The organism is Kocuria oxytropis (assembly GCF_040981195.1).
GTDB lineage: Bacteria > Actinomycetota > Actinomycetes > Actinomycetales > Micrococcaceae > Kocuria > Kocuria oxytropis.
The window spans coordinates 42411-61312 of sequence record NZ_JAVFXA010000006.1 but is presented as its reverse complement, the minus strand read 5'-3'; the positions used below and the strand labels follow the sequence as shown (position 1 = coordinate 61312).

Sequence of the window (18902 nt, the reverse complement as noted above, 5' to 3'; positions counted from 1 at the left end):
AAACGGAGGTGACCCTTGGAGGGTCCCGAGATCCAGTACGCCGAAGCCGTCATCGACAACGGCTCCTACGGAAAGCGCGTCGTGCGCTTCGAGACCGGCCGCCTCGCCAAGCAGGCCGCCGGCTCCACCCTCGTCTCCATCGACGAGGACACCACCATGCTCGCCGCCACCACGGTGGGCAAGTCCCCCCGCGAGGGCTTCGACTTCTTCCCCCTGACGGTCGACGTCGAGGAGCGGATGTACGCCGCCGGGCGCATCCCGGGCTCGTTCTTCCGCCGCGAGGGCCGCCCCTCCACGGACGCGATCCTCACCTGCCGGCTCATCGACCGCCCGCTGCGCCCGGCCTTCGGCAAGGGCATCCGCAACGAGGTGCAGGTCGTCGTCACGATCCTGTCCATCAACCCGGACGAGATCTACAACACCGTCGCGATCAACGCCGCGTCGATGGCCACCACCCTCTCGGGGATGCCCTTCCAGGGCCCCGTCGGCGGCGTGCGCGTCGCCCTCATGGCCGGCGAGAACGGCGCGCACCAGTGGGTCGCCTTCCCGAAGCACTCGCAGCTGGAGAACGCCGTGTTCGACATGGCCGTGGCCGGCCGCGTCGTGACCGGCAAGGACGGCTCCGAGGACGTCGCGATCATGATGGTCGAGGCCGAGGCCACCGACAACTCCTGGAATTTGATCAAGAGCAACGGCGCCGTGGCCCCCACCGAGGAGCTCGTGGTCCAGGGCCTGGAGGCCGCCAAGCCGGCCATCAAGGCGCTGTGCGACGCCCAGTCCGACCTCAAGGCCCGCGCCGGCAAGCCGGACATGGACCTGCCCCGCTTCGGCGGCTTCGGCGACGACGTCAAGGAGGCCGTCGCGGCCTCCGTCGGCACCCGGCTCGCGGAGGTCTACTCGATCGCCGGCAAGCAGGAGCGGGAGACCGCCACGGACGAGCTGCACCGGAGCACCCTGGCCGAGCTCACCGGGGAGGGCGCGCCCTTCGCCGACCGCAAGGACGAGGTCAACGGCGCCTACCAGGCCCTCACCAAGCAGACCGTGCGCCAGCGCATCCTCACCGAGCAGGTCCGCATCGACGGCCGCGGCCTGACGGACATCCGCCAGCTCACCGCCGAGGTCGAGGTCCTGCCCCGCGTGCACGGCTCGGCGATCTTCGAGCGCGGCGAGACCCAGATCATGGGCGTGACCACGCTGAACATGCTCAAGATGGAGCAGCAGATCGACTCGCTGTCCCCGGTCAAGCACAAGCGCTACGTGCACCACTACAACTTCCCGCCGTACTCCACCGGCGAGACCGGCCGCGTGGGCTCCCCGAAGCGCCGCGAGATCGGCCACGGAGCCCTGGCCGAGCGGGCCATCACCCCGGTGCTGCCCTCGCGCGAGGAGTTCCCCTACGCGATCCGCCAGGTCTCCGAGGCGCTGGGCTCCAACGGCTCCACGTCGATGGGCTCCGTCTGCGCCTCGACCCTGTCGCTGCTCAACGCCGGCGTGCCGCTGCGCGCCCCGGTGGCCGGCATCGCCATGGGCCTGGTCTCGGACGAGGTGGACGGGGAGACCCGCTACGCCGCCCTGACCGACATCCTCGGCGCCGAGGACGCGCTGGGCGACATGGACTTCAAGGTCGCCGGCACCGCGGAGTTCGTCACCGCGATCCAGCTCGACACCAAGCTCGACGGGATCCCCTCCTCGGTGCTCGACGCCGCGCTCACCCAGGCCCGCGAGGCCCGCCTGCACATCCTCGGGGTGCTCAACGCGGCCATCGACCAGCCGGACGAGATGAGCGAGTTCGCCCCGCGCGTGATCTCCGTGACGGTCCCCGTCTCCAAGATCGGCGAGGTCATCGGCCCCAAGGGCAAGATGATCAACCAGATCCAGGAGGACACCGGCACCGACATCTCGATCGAGGACGACGGCACCGTCTACATCGGCGCCACCGACGGACCCTCGGCCGAGGCGGCCCGCGCGGCGATCAACGCGATCGCCAACCCGCAGGTCCCCGAGGTCGGCGAGCGCTACCTGGGCACCGTGGTCAAGACCACGACCTTCGGCGCCTTCGTCTCGCTCACCCCCGGCAAGGACGGCCTGCTGCACATCTCGGAGCTGCGCAAGCTCAACGAGGGCAAGCGCGTCACCGACGTCGAGGACGTCCTGGGCGTGGGCCAGAAGGTCCAGGTCGAGATCACCAAGGTGGACGACCGCGGCAAGCTCTCCCTGGCCCCCGTGGTCGCGGAGGAGCCGAACGTCTTCGCCGAGGACGACGACGCCGCCGAGGCCTGAGCCGGGCCCGTCCCGCGCACCGCACCGACACGAGCACAGGAAGCAGCACAGCTGGATGACGGCAGTCGACCTGCCGCTGGAGGCGGGTGACCGCGGCCCGGGGAGCACCCCGGGCCCGGACGCCCGCCTCTCGGCGGTTCCCCGCAGTTCCCCCTCCGCCGCGGCGGCGGCCCTGACCACGGCCGCCGCGGGCTTCAGCCACACCCTGCACGAGGGCGCGGGCGGCAACGTGGTGCGCCGCACCGTGCTGCCGTGCGGCACCCGAGTGCTCACCGAGCGGATGCCCGCCCAGCGGGCCGTGACGGTCGGCTTCTGGGTCGGCGTCGGCTCCCGGGACGAGCAGCCCGGGCGGCTGGGCTCCACGCACTTCCTGGAGCACCTGCTGTTCAAGGGCACCGCGCGGCGCTCGGCGCTGCAGATCGCCGAGGCCTTCGACGAGGTGGGGGGCGAGTCCAACGCGGCCACCGCCAAGGAGCACACGTGCTACTACGCGCGGGTGCTGGCCGAGGACCTGCCGATGTCGATCGACGTCATCACCGACATGGTGACGTCCGCGGTCCTGGACCCGGACGAGCTCGAGCGGGAGCGCGGGGTCATCCTCGAGGAGCTCGCGATGGACAAGGACGACCCCGAGGACGTCGCCTTCGAGGAGTTCACCCAGCGCGTGCTCGGCGCCCACCCCCTGGGCCGGCCGATCGGCGGCACCGCCGAGGAGATTCTCGCGGTGCCCCGCGAGGCGGTGGCCGAGCACTACCGCCGGCACTATCGGCCCGAGGGCCTCGTGGTCACGGCCGCCGGCGGGCTGGAGCACGACGTCGTCGTCGCCCTCGTCGCCGAGGCCCTGGAGCGCGCCGGCTGGGACCCGTCCGTGCCCGCGTCCCCCCTCCCGCGCCGGGAGCGCACCCCGGCGCCCCTGGAGCCGGACTGGGGCGAGCACTTCCTGGAGCGGCCGGTCGAGCAGACCAACGTGATCGTCGGCCGGCCCGGGCTCGTGGCCGGGGACGAGCGCCGGTTCGCGATGACCGTGCTCAACGCGGCCCTGGGCGGCGGGATGTCCTCCCGGCTCTTCCAGGAGGTCCGCGAGAAGCGCGGCCTCGCTTACAGCACGTTCTCGTTCTCGGGGGCCTACTCGGACGCCGGCTACTTCGGGATGTACGCCGGGTGCCTGCCCGCGCGCACCGACGAGGTCGTGGCGCTGATGACGGGCGAGCTGGAGACGCTCGCCCGGGACGGCATCGGCGCGGAGGAGCTGCGCAAGGTCGTGGGCCAGCTGGGCGGGGGCACCGTCCTGGCCCTCGAGGACACCGGCTCGCGGATGTCCCGCCTCGGCTCCGCGGAGCTGAAGTCCGGGGAGTTCCTCGACATCGACGAGTCCCTGGACCGGGTCCGCTCCGTGAGCCCGGACCAGGTCCGGGAGCTGGCCGCGTGGCTGGCCGAGGGGCCCGTCGTGACCACCGTGGTGGCGCCCACCCGCCGCTGACCGGCCGCCGCCGGGAGCACCGGCGGCGGCCCTCCCGCACCGTGACCTAGAGTTGGAGCCATGACCGAGCGCACCGCCCCCGAGACCACCACCGCCCCGGCGAGCACCGCCCCGGCGACACCCGCCGCGGAGCTGAGGGTCGCCGTCCTCGGCGCCCGGGGCCGCATGGGCAGCGAGGCCGCGCAGGCGGTCCGCCGCGCCGAGGGGCTGCAGCTCGTCGCGGAGCTGGACCACGAGGACTCGCTCGAGGCCCTCGTGCCCGCCGGCGCGCAGGTCGTCGTCGACTTCACGGTCCCGTCGGTCACCGAGCACAACGTGCGCTTCGCCGTGGAGCACGGCATCCACGCCGTCGTGGGCACCACCGGCTGGGACGAGGAGGGCCTGGACCGGACCCGGGCGCTGCTCGCCCAGCACCCGGACGTGGGCGTGCTCATCGCCCCCAACTTCTCGATCGGCGCGGTCCTGGCCATGCGCTTCTCCGCGCAGGCCGCCCGGTTCTTCGAGTCCGTCGAGATCGTCGAGCTGCACCACCCGGAGAAGGTGGACGCCCCCTCGGGCACGGCCGCGCGCACGGCCGCCCTCGTGGGCGAGGCCCGCCGGGCCGCGGGGATGGGCCCGTCCCCGGACGCCACGAAGCAGGACCCGGACGGGGCCCGCGGCGCGGTCGTCGACGACGTGCACGTCCACTCCGTGCGGCTGCGGGGCCTGGTCGCCCACCAGGAGACGCTCCTGGGCGGGACCGGCGAGCAGCTCACCATCCGCCACGACTCCTTCGACCGCATCTCCTTCATGAGCGGCGTGGTGCTCGGCGTCCGGGAGGTCGTCTCCCACCCCGGGCTCACGCACGGGCTGGAGGACTACCTCCAGCTGGGCCTGTAGCGCCGATGGACTCGATCCGCGCCTGGACCCGCGGCCTGTTCGCGGCGGCCCTGCTCACCCTGTGGCTGCTGCCCATCCCCGGGGGCTCGAAGCTGTGGATCCTCGCGGTGCTCGTCTTCGCGGGCGTCTTCACGCTCCTGGAGTCCACGAGCCGGGCGAAGCTGCTGGCCGCGGCCATGGTCTCGCTGCTGGTCGTCTACCTGGGGCTGAGCCTGCACCGCGCCGTGCTCCTGCTGGGCACCGAGGGATGGATCGCGAAGGCGTTCGGCGTGGCCATGCTGGTCCTGCCGGCGGTCGGGGTGTGGGCGCTGGTGCGCGAGGTCCTCTTCGGGGTCCGCACCGAGCAGCTGGGCCGCGTCCTGCAGGAGGAGGGCGGGCTGCCGCCCGACGACCTGCCGCGGACCCCCGGCGGGCGGGTCGTGCGCGAGGCCGCCGACGAGCGGTTCGCGACCTACCGGGCGCAGACCGAGGCGGACCCGGGGGAGTGGCGCACCTGGTACCGGCTCTCGCTGGCCTACTCGGCCGCCGGGGACCGCAGCCGTGCCCGCTCCGCGATGCGGGACGCGGTGGCCCTGTCCCGCGGGCGTCCCGCGCGCAACGTGGAGCCGGCCGACACCCCGGACGAGGGGCGGGCCTGAGCCGTGCCCGGGCGCCCCGGGCCCGTGACCGGCACGGGGACCGCCCACCGCACGGGCGCCGCGGACCCGTCCGCGGGCGGTGCCGGGGGAGCGAAGACGGTAACCTGGCACCCATGACTGCCAACGCCTCGCCCTCCCCCGCCGACCTGACCGCGGCCCGGCCCCGGCCCCTGTTCGGGACGCTGCTCACCGCGATGATCACCGTCTTCGCCGAGGACGGCTCCGTGGACCTGGACGCCACCGCGGCCCTGGCCGTGCAGCTCGTCGACGACGGCTGCGACGGCCTGGTGGTGTGCGGCACCACGGGCGAGTACTCGACCATGACCGACGACGAGAACCTCTCCGTGTTCCGCGCGGTCAAGGACGCCGTCGGCTCCCGGGTGCCCTTGCTGGCCGGCACCGGCTCCAACGACACGGAGCACTCCCGCCACCTCTCCCGGGCGGCCGAGAAGATCGGCATGGACGGGCTGCTGATCGTCTGCCCCTACTACAACAAGCCCTCCCAGGCCGGCGTCGAGGCCCACTTCCGCAGCCTCGCCGACTCCGTGGACCTGCCCATCATGCTCTACGACATCCCGGGGCGCGCCGGGATCCCGATCGCCACCGAGACCCTGATCTCCCTGGCGGGGCACCCCAACATCGTGGCCGTCAAGGACGCCAAGGCGGACCTGGTCGCCGCGACCCGCGTGCTGGCCGAGACCGACCTGCTCTACTACTCGGGCGACGACGGGCTGACCCTGCCCTGGATGGCGATCGGCGCCGCCGGGCTGATCGGCGTCACCACCCACGTGGCCACCGCACGGTACCGCCGTCTCGTCGACGCGGTCCTCGACCAGGACCTCGGCACGGCCCGGCGGATCCACGAGGAGCTCGAGCCCGTGGTGCGCGCCACCATGACCCGGGTCCCCGGCGCCGTCGCGGCCAAGACGATCCTCGCGTGGCAGGGCCGGCTGCCGCACCCCACCGTGCGGCTGCCGCACGTCCCGCCCACCGAGGCCGAAGCCGCCCTGATCCGCGCGGACCTGGCGGGCTCGGTCGTCGCGGACACCCTCCTCGAGACCATCGACTGACGAAAGGGGTCCCATGACCCAGTGGCACACCGACCTGTCGGCTCCCCCCGCCCTCGACCAGGACGTCCTGCGCATCGTCCCCCTCGGCGGGCTGGGCGAGGTCGGACGGAACATGACGGTCTTCGAGATCAACGGGCAGCTGCTCGTGGTCGACTGCGGCGTGCTCTTCCCCGAGGAGACCCAGCCGGGGGTGGACCTCATCCTCCCGGACATCAACCACATCGTCGACCGGCTCGACGACGTCGTGGCGGTGGTGCTGACCCACGGGCACGAGGACCACATCGGCGCGGTCCCGTACCTGCTCAAGCGCCGGCCCGACATCCCCCTGATCGGGTCCCGGCTCACCCTCGCCCTGATCGAGGCGAAGCTGCAGGAGCACCGGATCAAGCCCTACACCATGGCGGTGCGCGAGGGGCAGGTCGAGCGGCTCGGCGAGTTCGAGTGCGAGTTCGTGGCCGTCAACCACTCGATCCCCGACGCGCTCGCGGTGTTCCTGCGCACGAAGGCCGGCACCGTCCTGCACACCGGCGACTTCAAGATGGACCAGCTGCCCCTCGACGGCCGGATCACCGACCTGCGCCACTTCGCCCGGCTGGGGGAGGAGGGCGTGGACCTGTTCCTCACCGACTCCACCAACGCCGAGGTCCCGGGCTTCACCCCCACGGAGAAGCACATCGGCCCCGTCCTCGCGGACGTCATCGGGCGGGCGCCGAAGCGCGTGGTGGTGGCGTCCTTCTCCTCCCACGTCCACCGGGTGCAGCAGGTGCTCGACGCCGCCGCCGAGCACGGGCGCAAGGTCGCGTTCATGGGCCGGTCCATGGTGCGCAACATGACCATCGCCGAGAAGCTCGGCTACCTCGAGGTCCCGCCGAACACCCTCGTCGACCAGAAGCGCATCGACGACCACGCGGACTCGCAGCTGGTCATCATGTGCACCGGGTCCCAGGGCGAGCCGATGGCCGCGCTGTCCCGGATGGCCAACGGCGACCACAAGGTCCAGCTCACCGAGGGCGACACCGTGATCCTCGCGTCCTCGCTGATCCCCGGCAACGAGAACTCCGTCTTCCGGATCATCAACGGGCTGATGCGCCTGGGCGCCACCGTGGTCCACAAGGGCACCGCCAAGGTGCACGTCTCCGGGCACGCGGCCGCGGGCGAGCTGCTGTACTGCTACAACATCGTGGAGCCGGAGTACGTCATGCCTGTGCACGGCGAGGTCCGCCACCTCATCGCCAACGGCAAGCTCGCCGAGGAGACCGGCGTGCCCTCCGACCACGTCCTCCTGGCCGAGGGCGGCACCGTGGTGGACATGGCCGCCGGCGCGGCCCGGATCACGGGCCAGATCGAGTGCGGCTACGTCTACGTGGACGGCTCCTCCGTGGGCACCGTCACCGACGCCGACCTCAAGGACCGGCTGGTGCTCGCCGAGGAGGGCTTCATCTCGGTCATCACCGTGGTGAACCGGGACACCGGCAAGGTCGTGACCGGTCCGGACGTGCACGCCCGGGGCGTGGCCGAGGACGACAGCGTGTTCGACGAGATCAAGCCGAAGATCACCGCCGCGCTCGAGGACGCCATCAACCACTCGGGCAAGAACCACACCACCCAGCAGCTCCAGCAGGTGGTGCGCCGCACGATCGGCTCGTGGGTGAGCCGCCGGCTGCGCCGCAAGCCCATGATCGTGCCGGTCGTCATCGAGGCCTGAGCCCCCGGTCTCCTCCCGCCCGTGCGGCACCGCGGACGGGGGGAGACGGTGGTCTACCCTGGGAGCATGGCGACTCGTACTTCCCCTGCCCGCAAGGGCGCCTCGACGTCGCGTGGCAAGAACAGCACGTCTTCTGCGCGGTCGTCGGGATCCAGCCGGTCCACCTCCTCCCGCCGTCCCTCGACCGCCGGACGGGGCTCCACGGCGTCCGCCGGCAGCCCCCCGCGGCTGCTGCACGGGCTCGGGGCGGCCCTCACGTGGTGCGCCCGCGTGGTCGGAGGCGTCTGGACGGCTCTCGCCCACGTGGTGGGCGGCGCCGTGCGGCGCATGGGCACCCTGCGCACCGACGTCCCCGCCGAGTCGCTGCGGGACGGGGGCGCCCTGTTCCTGCTGCTGCTGGGCCTGCTCGCCGCCGCCGTCGAGTGGTGGAACCTGCCCGGGGCACCGGCGCCGTGGCTGGCGCTGCCCGCGGCCGCGGTGCACGAGGTCCTCGCCGGGACCTTCGGCTGGACGGCGCTGGTGCTGCCGCTGCCGCTGGTGGGCTTCGCCCTCCGCCGTTTCCGCCACCCCGAGGACACCTCCGCCAACAACCGCATCGCGATCGGGCTGGGGGCCGCCGTCGTCGCCGGCTCGGGCCTGGCGCACGTGCTCCTGGGCGCGCCGTCGCCGAGCCAGGGCCAGGACGCGCTGCGCGCCGCCGGCGGCTACGTGGGCTTCCTGGCCGCCGACCCCCTGAGCGCGCTCATCACCCCCGCCGGGGCCGGGGCCCTGTTCGTCGCCGCCCTGTTCCTGTCGGTCCTCGTGGTCACCGCCACCCCCGTGAACCTCATCCTGCCGCGGCTGCGGCAGGGCTACTGGCGGCTCATGGGCCAGGACGGACCGGTCTCCGCGACCGACGTCTCGGCCCCCCGGCACGACCGCTCCTACCTCGACGAGCACCACGCCCGCGCCGAGGCGGCCAAGACGCGCCGCGAGAAGCGCCGCGAGCGCAAGGCGGCCGAGGCCGAGCGGCGCGCCCTCGACGGCTACCGCGGGGACGAGGCCTTCGAGCGGGCCGTGGTGGAGGAGGAGACCGCCGACGGCCAGGCGCCCACCCGCGTCTTCGACGTCGACTCCGCGCGCGCCGCCCGGCAGCGGGCCGCCGCGGCCGGGACCGCCGCCGACGGTGCCGCCGGCAGCGCCGCCGGGTCCGCGACCGGGACCGCGACCGGGGCAGGAGCACCGGCGGCCGGGGCGGCCGCCGAGGAGGCCGGCGACACGCTGCGCCCGGGCCAGAAGCGGCCCACCCAGGAGCAGCTCGCGGCCCGCCGGCTGCGCCGGGAGCAGGGCCTCGAGCCCGCCGCGGACACCGCCGCCGGCTCCGGGTCCCCGGCGCTCGAGGACGTCTCCGCCGAGCCGACCGGCTCCACGTCCGTGACCGCCCGCACCCACACCCCCGACTCGCCCATCCCGGCCCGCGCCGAGCAGCTCACGCTCGAGGGCGACATCGCCTACTCCCTGCCGGCGCCCGGCGCGCTCGTGCAGGGACCTCCGCCGAAGGAGCGCTCCGAGGCCAACGACGCCGTCGTGGCCGCGCTGACCAGCGTGCTGGAGCAGTTCAACGTGGACGCCGTGGTCACGGGCTTCTCCCGGGGGCCCACCGTCACCCGGTACGAGATCGAGCTGGGCTCCGGCACCAAGGTCGAGCGCGTCACGGCGCTGTCCAAGAACATCGCCTACGCCGTGGCCTCCGCGGACGTGCGGATCCTCTCGCCGATCCCCGGCCGCTCCGCGATCGGCATCGAGATCCCGAACACCGACCGCGAGACCGTCTCCCTGGGCGACGTCCTGCGCTCGCACAACGCCCGCAAGACCGAGCATCCCATGGTGATGGGCGTCGGCAAGGACGTCGAGGGCGGCTACGTGGTGGCCAACCTCGCGAAGATGCCGCACCTGCTCGTGGCCGGCGCCACCGGGGCGGGCAAGTCCAGCTTCGTGAACTCGATGATCGTCTCCCTGCTGATGCGCGCCACCCCGGACGAGGTGCGGATGGTGATGGTCGACCCGAAGCGCGTCGAGCTCACCGCCTACGAGGGCGTGCCCCACCTGATCACGCCCATCATCACCAACCCCAAGAAGGCCGCCGAGGCGCTGCAGTGGGTCGTGCGGGAGATGGACGCCCGCTACGACGACCTCTCCCACTACGGGTACAAGCACGTCGACGACTTCAACAAGGCCGTGCGCAACGGCAAGGTCCAGCCCGAGCCGGGGTCCAAGCGGGTGATCCGGCCCTACCCGTACCTGCTGGTCATCGTCGACGAGCTCGCGGACCTCATGATGGTCGCCCCGCGCGACGTCGAGGACGCCATCGTGCGGATCACCCAGCTGGCCCGGGCCGCCGGCATCCACCTGGTGCTCGCCACCCAGCGGCCCTCGGTGGACGTGGTCACCGGCCTGATCAAGGCCAACGTCCCGTCCCGGATGGCGTTCGCGACGTCCTCGGTCACCGACTCCCGCGTGGTGCTGGACCAGCCGGGCGCCGAGAAGCTGATCGGGCAGGGCGACGCCCTGTTCCTGCCCATGGGCGCCTCCAAGCCGATGCGCGTGCAGGGCGCCTGGGTCTCGGAGTCGGAGATCCACGAGGTCGTCGACCACGTCAAGGGGCAGATGGCGGCCCGCTACCGCCAGGACGTGGTGCAGGAGGCACCCAAGAAGACCATCGACGAGGACATCGGGGACGACCTCGACGTCCTGCTGCAGGCCACCGAGCTCGTGGTGACCACCCAGTTCGGCTCCACCTCCATGCTGCAGCGGAAGCTGCGCGTCGGCTTCGCCAAGGCGGGCCGGCTCATGGACCTGCTCGAGTCCCGCGGCGTCGTCGGGCCCTCGGAGGGGTCCAAGGCGCGCGACGTGCTGGTCAAGCCCGACGACCTCGCGGCGACCCTCGCGGTGATCCGGGGCGAGGACCCGCCCGCCCCGCAGGGCGGATCCGTCGACTACGGCGAGGACCCGGTCGAGGCCTCGCTGGCCGGGACCGCCACCGACCACGGCGACGGCGCCGAGGACCCCGAGGGGTCCGAGGACGCCTGGCAGCTGACCGGCCGCTGAGCCGGCCCCCGACCCACCAGGAAGTGAGCACCCGATGAGCTCCGCGGACCCGGCGTCCAACCTCAACCTGCCCAACGCGCTGACCGCCCTGCGCATCGTGCTGGTGCCCTTCTTCGTCTGGTTCCTGTGGGCGGGGGGCACCCAGGGGGAGGACTCCCTCGGCATGCGGTGGGCCGCCCTCGCGGTCTTCGCGGTGGCGATGTACACCGACAAGCTCGACGGCGACATCGCCCGGGCGCGCGGGCTGATCACGAGCTTCGGCAAGATCGCCGACCCGATCGCGGACAAGCTGCTGACCGGGGCCGCGTTCGTGGTGCTCTCCATGCTCGGGGAGCTGTGGTGGTGGGTGACCGTGGTGATCCTCGTGCGCGAGTGGGGGATCACCGTGCTGCGCTTCGTGGTCATCCGCTACGGGGTCATGGCGGCCTCGAAGGGCGGCAAGCTCAAGACCGTCCTGCAGACCGTGGCGCTGCTGCTCCTGCTCCTCCCGCTCGTGCCGCTGGTCGGCGCCTGGTGGCCGTGGCTGGGCTGGACCGCCATGGCCGCGGCGCTCGTGGTCACCGTGGTGACCGGGGTGGACTACGTCGTCAAGGCCCTGCAGCTGCGCCGCCGGGCGCTGGCCGAGCGGGACACGGCGTGACGGACCCGCTGACCGCCGCCCGGGCGCTGGTCGAGGAGGCCGTCCGGCGGGCGGTCACGGTGGGCACCGCGGAGTCGCTCACCGGCGGCGCGCTGGCCGCCGCCGTCGTCGACGTGCCGGGGGCCTCGGCCTGCTTCGAGGGCGCGGTCGTGTCCTACTCGAACCGGGTGAAGACCGAGGTGCTCGGGGTCCCGGCCCGGCTGCTCGCCGAGCGGGGCTCCGTGGACCCGGACGTCGCCGCCGCCATGGCCGAGGGTGCCCGCCGCCGCCTCGGCACGGACTGGGCGGTCTCCACCACGGGCGTCGCCGGCCCCGAGCCGCACGACGGCAAACCGGTGGGCACGGTCTTCCTGGGGGTGGCGGGCCCGACCGGCACCACCGTCCACGAGCTGGCCGCCACGGGGGACCGCGCGCAGGTCCGGGCGGCCGCCGTGCGGGCCGCGCTCGAGCGTCTCACCGCGGCGGTCGTGCTCCCAGTCAACTCCCAGTGAAAAAACGCCTCCCGGGGGGAAGAATGGGACCGTCAGCGGGGTTAGCAATGATCGCAGGCTCGAGTTGAGCCGATCGAAGTCAAGATGTCGACCGGCCGGCGCCGGGGCACCGTCCGCACCAGGCGGTGGAACTGCCGCACACACGAGGAGACAAGCGATTCACATGACCAAGCAACCCGTGTCCGTCAATGGCGTCGTTCGTTGGAAGGACGTGGGCCTGCACGAGGACGAGAGCACCGAGACGAAGGACATGAAGATGGGCGTACTCCGCCAGGAGATCGGTGAGGTGCTGCGCAGCGTCCGCCAGCGCCAGGGCCGCACCCTCCGAGAGGTCTCGCACAGTGCCCGGGTGTCGCTCGGCTACCTCAGCGAGGTGGAGCGCGGCCAGAAGGAGGCCTCCTCCGAGCTGCTCGCGTCGATCTGCGCCGCGCTCGACATCCCGATGTCCCAGATGCTGCGCGAGGTCGCCGACCGGCTCGCCTACGCCGAGGGCCTCCTGGTCCCGGACACCGTGCCCAGCGATCTCACCGAGCAGTACTCGCGGGAGTTCGGCCGGGTCAACGGCGGCGAGGCCGCCGCGGCCGGCGCCCGCTGATCCGCCCGGGCGGTCCGCCGCCCGCCCACGACGACCCGGAGGGCTCGTCGGTCCCAGGACCGGCGGGCCCTCCGGTCTGCGTCCGGGGCGCGCGGATGACAGGATGGACCGGCACGACGGCAGCACGGACCGGCGCGGCGCCGGGCACGGGCGCCGCCGGGCGGAGGGACGAAGGAGGACGCGGATGAGACTGAGCAGCTTCTGGCAGCTCATGGCCGAGGAGTTCGGCGCGGGCTACAGCAAGGTCCTGGCCCGGGACCTGGTCCTGGGGGAGCTGGACCACCGCACGGCCACCGAGGCGATCGAGGCCGGGGTCGACCCGCGGACCGTGTGGTTCGCCCTGTGCCGCGCCCAGGACGTCCCGGAGAACCGGTGGTGGGGCGCGGACCGCCCGCCGCGGGACTGACGCGCGGGCCGCTCCGCGGCGCCGCCGTGGACCCGGACGGCATTCGAAGGTATATTCGAGACCGCGGCCCGGACTGCACAGCACGTCCCGTCCCGGAGCGGTGCCGACCCCTCCTCCCCGGAGCCCGCGCGACAGCCTTACGGTGTCCGACCCCGGCGATACCGTGGACCACGAGAAGACCAGCAGCAACGGTTCCGGCCGCACCGGCGGAGCCCCCCGAACACGAGGTGAACCATGGCAGCCAAGGGCAACAAGCAGAGCTCCGACCAGCAGTTCGGCAGCGACCGTGAGAAGGCGCTCGAGACCGTTCTCGCGCAGATCGACAAGAACTACGGCAAGGGCTCGGTGATGCGCCTGGGCGACCGCCCGGCGACCAAGATCGAGACAATTCCCACCGGCTCCATCGCGCTGGACGTGGCGCTGGGCATCGGCGGCTTCCCGCGCGGACGCGTCGTGGAGATCTACGGCCCGGAGTCCTCCGGCAAGACCACCGTGGCCCTGCACGCGGTGGCCAACGTGCAGAAGGCCGGCGGGATCGCGGCCTTCATCGACGCCGAGCACGCGCTCGACCCCGCCTACGCCGAGAAGCTGGGCGTGGACACCGACAGCCTGCTCGTCTCGCAGCCGGACACCGGCGAGCAGGCCCTGGAGATCATGGACATGCTCGTGGGCTCCGGGTCCATCGACATCATCGTCATCGACTCGGTCGCGGCCCTCGTGCCCAAGGCCGAGATCGAGGGCGAGATGGGCGACAGCCACGTGGGCCTGCAGGCGCGCCTGATGAGCCAGGCCCTGCGCAAGATCACCGGCCGGCTCTCGCACTCGAACACCACCGCCATCTTCATCAACCAGCTGCGCGAGAAGATCGGTGTGTTCTTCGGCAGCCCCGAGACCACCACCGGCGGCAAGGCGCTGAAGTTCTACGCCTCCGTCCGCGTGGACGTGCGCCGCATCGAGACCCTCAAGGACGGGGCCAACCCGGTGGGCAACCGGACCCGGGCCAAGATCGTCAAGAACAAGATGGCCCCGCCCTTCAAGCAGGCCGAGTTCGACATCCTCTACGGGGTGGGCATCTCCACCGAGGGCGGGCTCATCGACATGGGCGTGGAGCACGGCATCGTGAAGAAGTCCGGGGCCTGGTTCACCTACGAGGGGGACCAGCTCGGGCAGGGCAAGGAGAACTCGCGCCGGTTCCTCAAGGACAACCCGGAGCTGGCCGAGGAGATCGAGCGCCGGATCCTGGTGAAGCTCGGGGTCGTCGAGGAGGCGGCCGAGGAGACCGCGGAGGAGCCGCCCGTGGCCGGGCTGCCCACCGAGGTCGCCGGGCCGGCCTTCTGAGCGGGTCCGTGACCGAGAGCCCGTACGCACGACGCCGCCGCCGGTCCGCCGCCCGCCACCACGGGCCGGCGGACCCGGAGGCGGCGTCGTCGCCGTCCCAGGACCCCGAGCCGGACCCCCGGGAGGTGGCCCGGGCGATCGTCCTGCGCCAGCTCACCGCCTCGGCCAAGAGCCGCAAGCAGCTCGAGGACAAGCTCGCCGACCGCAACGTCCCCGAGGACGTCGCCCGCGAGGTGCTCGACCGGTTCGAGGCGGTCGACCTCGTCGACGACGCCCAGTTCGCGGAGTCCTACGTCCGCTCCCGCGCGAGCTCCCGCAAGCTCTCCCGCTCCGCGATCCGCCGGGAGCTCGCGACCCGCGGGGTGACCGGGGAGCTCGCCGAGTCGGCGCTCGAGCAGCGCACCGACGAGGACGAGCGGGAGGACGCCGCCGAGCTGGTCCGCCGCAAGCTACCCGCCGGCCTCGACCCCGCCGACCGCGCCGCCCGCGACAAGGCCGTGCGGCGGCTGGCGGGGATGCTGGGCCGGAAGGGCTACCCGCCCGGCCTGGCCTTCGCCGTGGTCAAGGAGGAGCTCGAGGCGCGGACCGGCGCCGCCGTCCAGGACGAGGACCTCGGCGGGGAGTCCCTCGACACGCCGTGACCGTGCCCGCCGGTACAATTGACCGGTGATGTCGACCCCCGCAGCCCTGACCCCGGACCCGACCGCGTCCTCCGCCGCACCCGCCCCGCGCTCCTACGAGGTGCGCACGTTCGGGTGCCAGATGAACGTCCACGACTCCGAGCGGATCACCGGTCTGCTCGAGGCCGCCGGCTACGTCCCCGCCGACGGCGGCGAGCCGGACCTGGTGGTCTTCAACACCTGCGCCGTGCGCGAGAACGCGGACAACAAGCTCTACGGCAACCTCGGCCAGCTCGTGCCCGCCAAGAAGCGCAACAAGGACCTGCAGATCGCCGTGGGCGGCTGCCTCGCGCAGAAGGACCAGAACACGATCCTGGAGCGCGCCCCCTGGGTCGACGTCGTCTTCGGCACGCACAACATCGGCGCCCTGCCCACCCTGCTGGAGCGCTCCCGGCACAACGCCGAGGCCCAGCTCGAGATCCTCGACGCCCTCGAGGTCTTCCCCTCGACCCTGCCGACCAAGCGGGACAGCGCCTACTCCGGGTGGGTGTCGATCTCCGTGGGGTGCAACAACACCTGCACCTTCTGCATCGTCCCGTCGCTGCGCGGCAAGGAGAAGGACCGCCGGCCCGGGGACGTGCTCGCCGAGGTCCAGGCGCTCGTCGACGACGGCGCGGTCGAGGTCACCCTGCTGGGGCAGAACGTGAACTCCTACGGCGTGGAGTTCGGGGACCGCGGCGCCTTCGCGAAGCTGCTGCGCGCCTGCGGGCAGATCGAGGGCCTGGAGCGCGTGCGCTTCACGAGCCCGCACCCGGCGGCGTTCACCGACGACGTCATCGACGCGATGGCGGAGACCCCGAACGTCATGCCGCAGCTGCACATGCCCCTGCAGTCCGGCTCCGACCGGATCCTGAAGCAGATGCGGCGCTCCTACCGCTCGGCGCGGTTCCTCGGCATCCTGGACACCGTCCGCGAACGCATCCCCGAGGCCGCGATCACCACCGACATCATCGTGGGCTTCCCGGGGGAGACCGAGGAGGACTTCCAGGCCACCCTCGACGTCGTGGCCGCCTCCCGGTTCTCCTCCGCCTACACGTTCCAGTACTCCGTGCGCCCCGGCACCCCCGCCGCCGAGATGGCCGAGCAGGTGCCCAAGGCGGTGGTGCAGGAGCGCTTCGAGCGGCTCGTGGCCCTGCAGGACCGGATCGCGGCGGAGGAGAACCGGGCGGTCGTCGGCCGGCAGGTCGAGCTGCTCGTGACCGCGGAGGCCGGCAAGAAGTCCGGGCAGACCCACCGGCTCTCGGGCCGCGCCCGGGACCAGCGGCTCGTGCACTTCTCGGTCCCGGAGGGCGCCGAGGTCCCGCGGCCCGGTGACTTCGTGACGGTCACCGTCACCGGCGCCGCCGCCTACCACCTGATCGCCGATCCCCGGTCCCCGCACGAGTACGCGCTGCGGCGCTCCCGGGCCGGGACCGCGTGGGACCGCCGCGAGGCCGCGTCCTGCGGCGTCCCGGCCGCCCCCGGGGGCACCGCACCCGGCCCCGTGAGCCTGGGCATGCCGGGCCTGCCCGTCCGGTGACCCGGGCGCAGCTGCCGGTCGTCGCCGTCGTGGGGCCCACGGGCACCGGCAAGACCGCGCTGGGCGTGGAGCTCGCCCTGCGGCTGGGCGGGGAGGTGGTCAACGCGGACTCCATGCAGTTCTACCGCGGCATGGACATCGGCACCGCCAAGGCGACCGCGGAGGAGCGGCGCGGCGTGCCCCACCACCTCCTGGACGTCCTGGACGTCACCGAGGAGGCCTCCGTCGCGGACTTCCAGCGGGACGCCCGCGCGTGCTTCGACCGGATCCTGTCCCGCGGGCGGATCCCGGTGCTCGTCGGCGGGTCCGGGCTCTACGTGCGCGCCGCCCTCGACGTGCTCGAGCTGCCCGGCACCGACCCCGCGGTGCGGGCCCGGATCGAGGCCGAGCTCGCCGAGCGGGGCCCCGGTCCCCTGCGGGAGCGGCTGCGGCAGGTGGACCCGGAGTCGGCCGCCCGGTTGCGGGACGACCGGCGGCTCGTGCGCGCCCTGGAGGTCTGGGAGCTGACCGGCCGCCCCTTCACCGCGTTCATGCCCCGCCGGGAGCACGTGCGGCCCACGGTGCAGATCGGCCTCGAGCTCGAGCGGTCCGTGCTGCACGACCGGCTGGCCCGGCGCGTCGGGGCGATGGTCGAGGCCGGGCTCGAGGCCGAGGTCCGCGCCCTGGCGGCGCGCGGACTGCGCGAGGGACGCACGGCCTCCCGGGCCCTGGGGTACGGGCAGTTCCTGGACGTCCTGGACGGCCGGGCCACCGCGGCGCAGGCCGCCGAGGCCACCGTGGTGGCCACCCGCCGCTTCGCCCGCCGCCAGCGGACGTGGTTCCGCGCGGACCCGCGGGTGCACTGGCTGGACCCGGCCGGGCCAAGGCTCGTGGACCGCGCCGCACGGCTGGTGGAGGAGCACCCGGACCACCGGTGAGCCGCCCCGCTCCGCGGGGCGCCCGGCGGGCGCCGCGTATCATGGCCGGGTGACTTCCGCCCAGCCCCGCACCGCACCGCCCGAGGACACCGACCCCGCCCCCGCCGCCCCCGCCACCGCACCGGTCTCCGGCCCGGCCGCGGACACCGGCCGCGCCACGGACACCGCTCCCGCTCCCGCCACGGACACCGACCCCGCACACGTCTCCGCCGCGGACACCGACCCCGCCACGGACACCGGCCCGTGGGGGGAGCTCCGGGGCCGTGACTTCACCAAGGGCCACGGCACGGGCAACGACTTCGTGCTGCTCACCGACCCGCGGGCGGACCTGGTCCTGGACGCCGAGCTGGTGACCCTGGTGTGCGACCGCCACCGCGGCATCGGGGGCGACGGGCTGATCCGCGCCGTGCGCTCCGAGGCCATCCCGGAGGGACGGGCCCTGCTGGAAACGGCGCCCGACGCCGAGTGGTACATGGACTACCGCAACAACGACGGCTCCGTCGCCGAGATGTGCGGCAACGGGGTGCGGGTCTTCGTCCACTACCTGCTCCGGCGCGGCCTCGCGGAGGTCCCCGAGGGGGAGGTCCTGCGCATCGGCACGCGCGCCGGCGTGAAGACCGTGGCCCGCACCGACTCCGGCTACGCCGTGGACATGGGCCCGTGGACCTTCCTCGACGGCGAGGCGGCCCGGTCCCGCGGCTCGGACGCCGTCGTGACCGCCGAGGGGCTGAAGGTGCCCCGCCCGGCCCTGTCGATCGGCATGGGCAACCCCCACACCGTCGTGGCGCTCGCGGAGGGGGAGAAGCTCGACCAGCTCGGACTGCACACCGCCCCGGTGGTGCGCCCCGAGCCCGCGGACGGGACCAACGTCGAGTTCGTGGTCCCCGCCGACGGCGACGACGACGGAGTGGGCCGCGTCCGGATGCGCGTGCACGAGCGCGGTGTGGGCGAGACCCAGTCCTGCGGGACCGGAGCGTGCGCCGCGGCGGCCGCGACCCGCTTCTGGGGCGGCGCCACCGCCCCCGACCAGTGGCTGGTGCAGGTGCCCGGCGGCGTCGTGTCCGTGACGTTCGTCCCGGCGCCCGACGGCGCCGAGCACGTGGTGCTGGCGGGACCGGCCGTGCTGGTGGCCGACGGCACCTTCGTCTGAGGCCCCGGCCGCACCGGCCGCACCGGC

General features: G+C 73.4%; 16 protein-coding genes. All 16 read left to right on the top strand.

What is annotated here, in order from left to right:
* The first annotated feature begins 15 nt into the window (after nucleotides 1–15).
* The 16 genes from QYM41_RS07950 to dapF all read left to right on the top strand — a co-directional run bounded on the left by QYM41_RS07950 (nucleotide 16) and on the right by dapF (nucleotide 18875).
* On the top strand, nucleotides 16–2280 hold the full coding sequence (locus QYM41_RS07950; RefSeq protein WP_368799201.1) for a polyribonucleotide nucleotidyltransferase: 2265 nt from the start codon (nucleotides 16–18) through the stop codon (nucleotides 2278–2280).
* Nucleotides 2281–2335: 55 nt separating this feature from the next.
* Complete coding sequence (locus QYM41_RS07945) at nucleotides 2336–3760, top strand: M16 family metallopeptidase (protein WP_368799200.1); 1425 nt, start codon at nucleotides 2336–2338, stop codon at nucleotides 3758–3760.
* A 60-nt stretch (nucleotides 3761–3820) separates the two neighbouring features.
* A complete protein-coding gene (gene dapB / locus QYM41_RS07940) occupies nucleotides 3821–4639 on the top strand; it encodes a 4-hydroxy-tetrahydrodipicolinate reductase (RefSeq protein WP_368799199.1) in 819 nt (272 codons plus the stop codon).
* A 5-nt stretch (nucleotides 4640–4644) separates the two neighbouring features.
* The gene (locus QYM41_RS07935; protein WP_368799198.1) at nucleotides 4645–5277 is read left to right on the top strand and encodes a hypothetical protein; all 633 of its coding nucleotides are present in this window, start codon (nucleotides 4645–4647) and stop codon (nucleotides 5275–5277) included.
* A gap of 113 nt (nucleotides 5278–5390) precedes the next feature.
* Complete coding sequence (gene dapA / locus QYM41_RS07930) at nucleotides 5391–6347, top strand: 4-hydroxy-tetrahydrodipicolinate synthase (RefSeq protein ID WP_368799197.1); 957 nt, start codon at nucleotides 5391–5393, stop codon at nucleotides 6345–6347.
* A gap of 13 nt (nucleotides 6348–6360) precedes the next feature.
* Nucleotides 6361–8052 carry a ribonuclease J gene (locus tag QYM41_RS07925; RefSeq protein WP_368799196.1) on the top strand — a complete coding sequence of 564 codons (1692 nt, stop codon included), beginning with the start codon at nucleotides 6361–6363 and terminating at the stop codon, nucleotides 8050–8052.
* 66 nt (nucleotides 8053–8118) lie between these two features.
* Nucleotides 8119–11139: an FtsK/SpoIIIE family DNA translocase gene (locus QYM41_RS07920; RefSeq protein ID WP_368799195.1), complete on the top strand. Its 3021-nt coding sequence runs from the start codon at nucleotides 8119–8121 to the stop codon at nucleotides 11137–11139.
* Between the two features lie 34 nt (nucleotides 11140–11173).
* Complete coding sequence (gene pgsA, locus QYM41_RS07915) at nucleotides 11174–11779, top strand: CDP-diacylglycerol--glycerol-3-phosphate 3-phosphatidyltransferase (protein WP_368799194.1); 606 nt, start codon at nucleotides 11174–11176, stop codon at nucleotides 11777–11779.
* Entirely contained in the window at nucleotides 11776–12270 is a 495-nt protein-coding gene (locus QYM41_RS07910) for a CinA family protein (RefSeq protein WP_368799193.1), read from the top strand. Before pgsA ends, QYM41_RS07910 begins: the two co-directional genes overlap by 4 nt.
* A gap of 163 nt (nucleotides 12271–12433) precedes the next feature.
* Complete coding sequence (locus QYM41_RS07905; protein WP_368799192.1) at nucleotides 12434–12865, top strand: helix-turn-helix domain-containing protein; 432 nt, start codon at nucleotides 12434–12436, stop codon at nucleotides 12863–12865.
* A 184-nt stretch (nucleotides 12866–13049) separates the two neighbouring features.
* On the top strand, nucleotides 13050–13271 hold the full coding sequence (locus tag QYM41_RS07900; RefSeq protein WP_368799191.1) for a DUF3046 domain-containing protein: 222 nt from the start codon (nucleotides 13050–13052) through the stop codon (nucleotides 13269–13271).
* A gap of 234 nt (nucleotides 13272–13505) precedes the next feature.
* Nucleotides 13506–14609, top strand: a complete 1104-nt coding sequence (gene recA / locus QYM41_RS07895) for a recombinase RecA (protein WP_368799190.1) — start codon at nucleotides 13506–13508, stop codon at nucleotides 14607–14609.
* A gap of 8 nt (nucleotides 14610–14617) precedes the next feature.
* Nucleotides 14618–15250: a regulatory protein RecX gene (locus tag QYM41_RS07890; protein WP_368799189.1), complete on the top strand. Its 633-nt coding sequence runs from the start codon at nucleotides 14618–14620 to the stop codon at nucleotides 15248–15250.
* Nucleotides 15251–15278: 28 nt separating this feature from the next.
* Nucleotides 15279–16808, top strand: a complete 1530-nt coding sequence (gene miaB, locus QYM41_RS07885) for a tRNA (N6-isopentenyl adenosine(37)-C2)-methylthiotransferase MiaB (protein WP_368799336.1) — start codon at nucleotides 15279–15281, stop codon at nucleotides 16806–16808.
* The gene (miaA, locus tag QYM41_RS07880) at nucleotides 16805–17725 is read left to right on the top strand and encodes a tRNA (adenosine(37)-N6)-dimethylallyltransferase MiaA (RefSeq protein ID WP_368799188.1); all 921 of its coding nucleotides are present in this window, start codon (nucleotides 16805–16807) and stop codon (nucleotides 17723–17725) included. Before miaB ends, miaA begins: the two co-directional genes overlap by 4 nt.
* Nucleotides 17726–17774: 49 nt before the next feature.
* On the top strand, nucleotides 17775–18875 hold the full coding sequence (dapF, locus tag QYM41_RS07875; protein ID WP_368799187.1) for a diaminopimelate epimerase: 1101 nt from the start codon (nucleotides 17775–17777) through the stop codon (nucleotides 18873–18875).
* The last annotated feature ends 27 nt before the right edge of the window (nucleotides 18876–18902 follow it).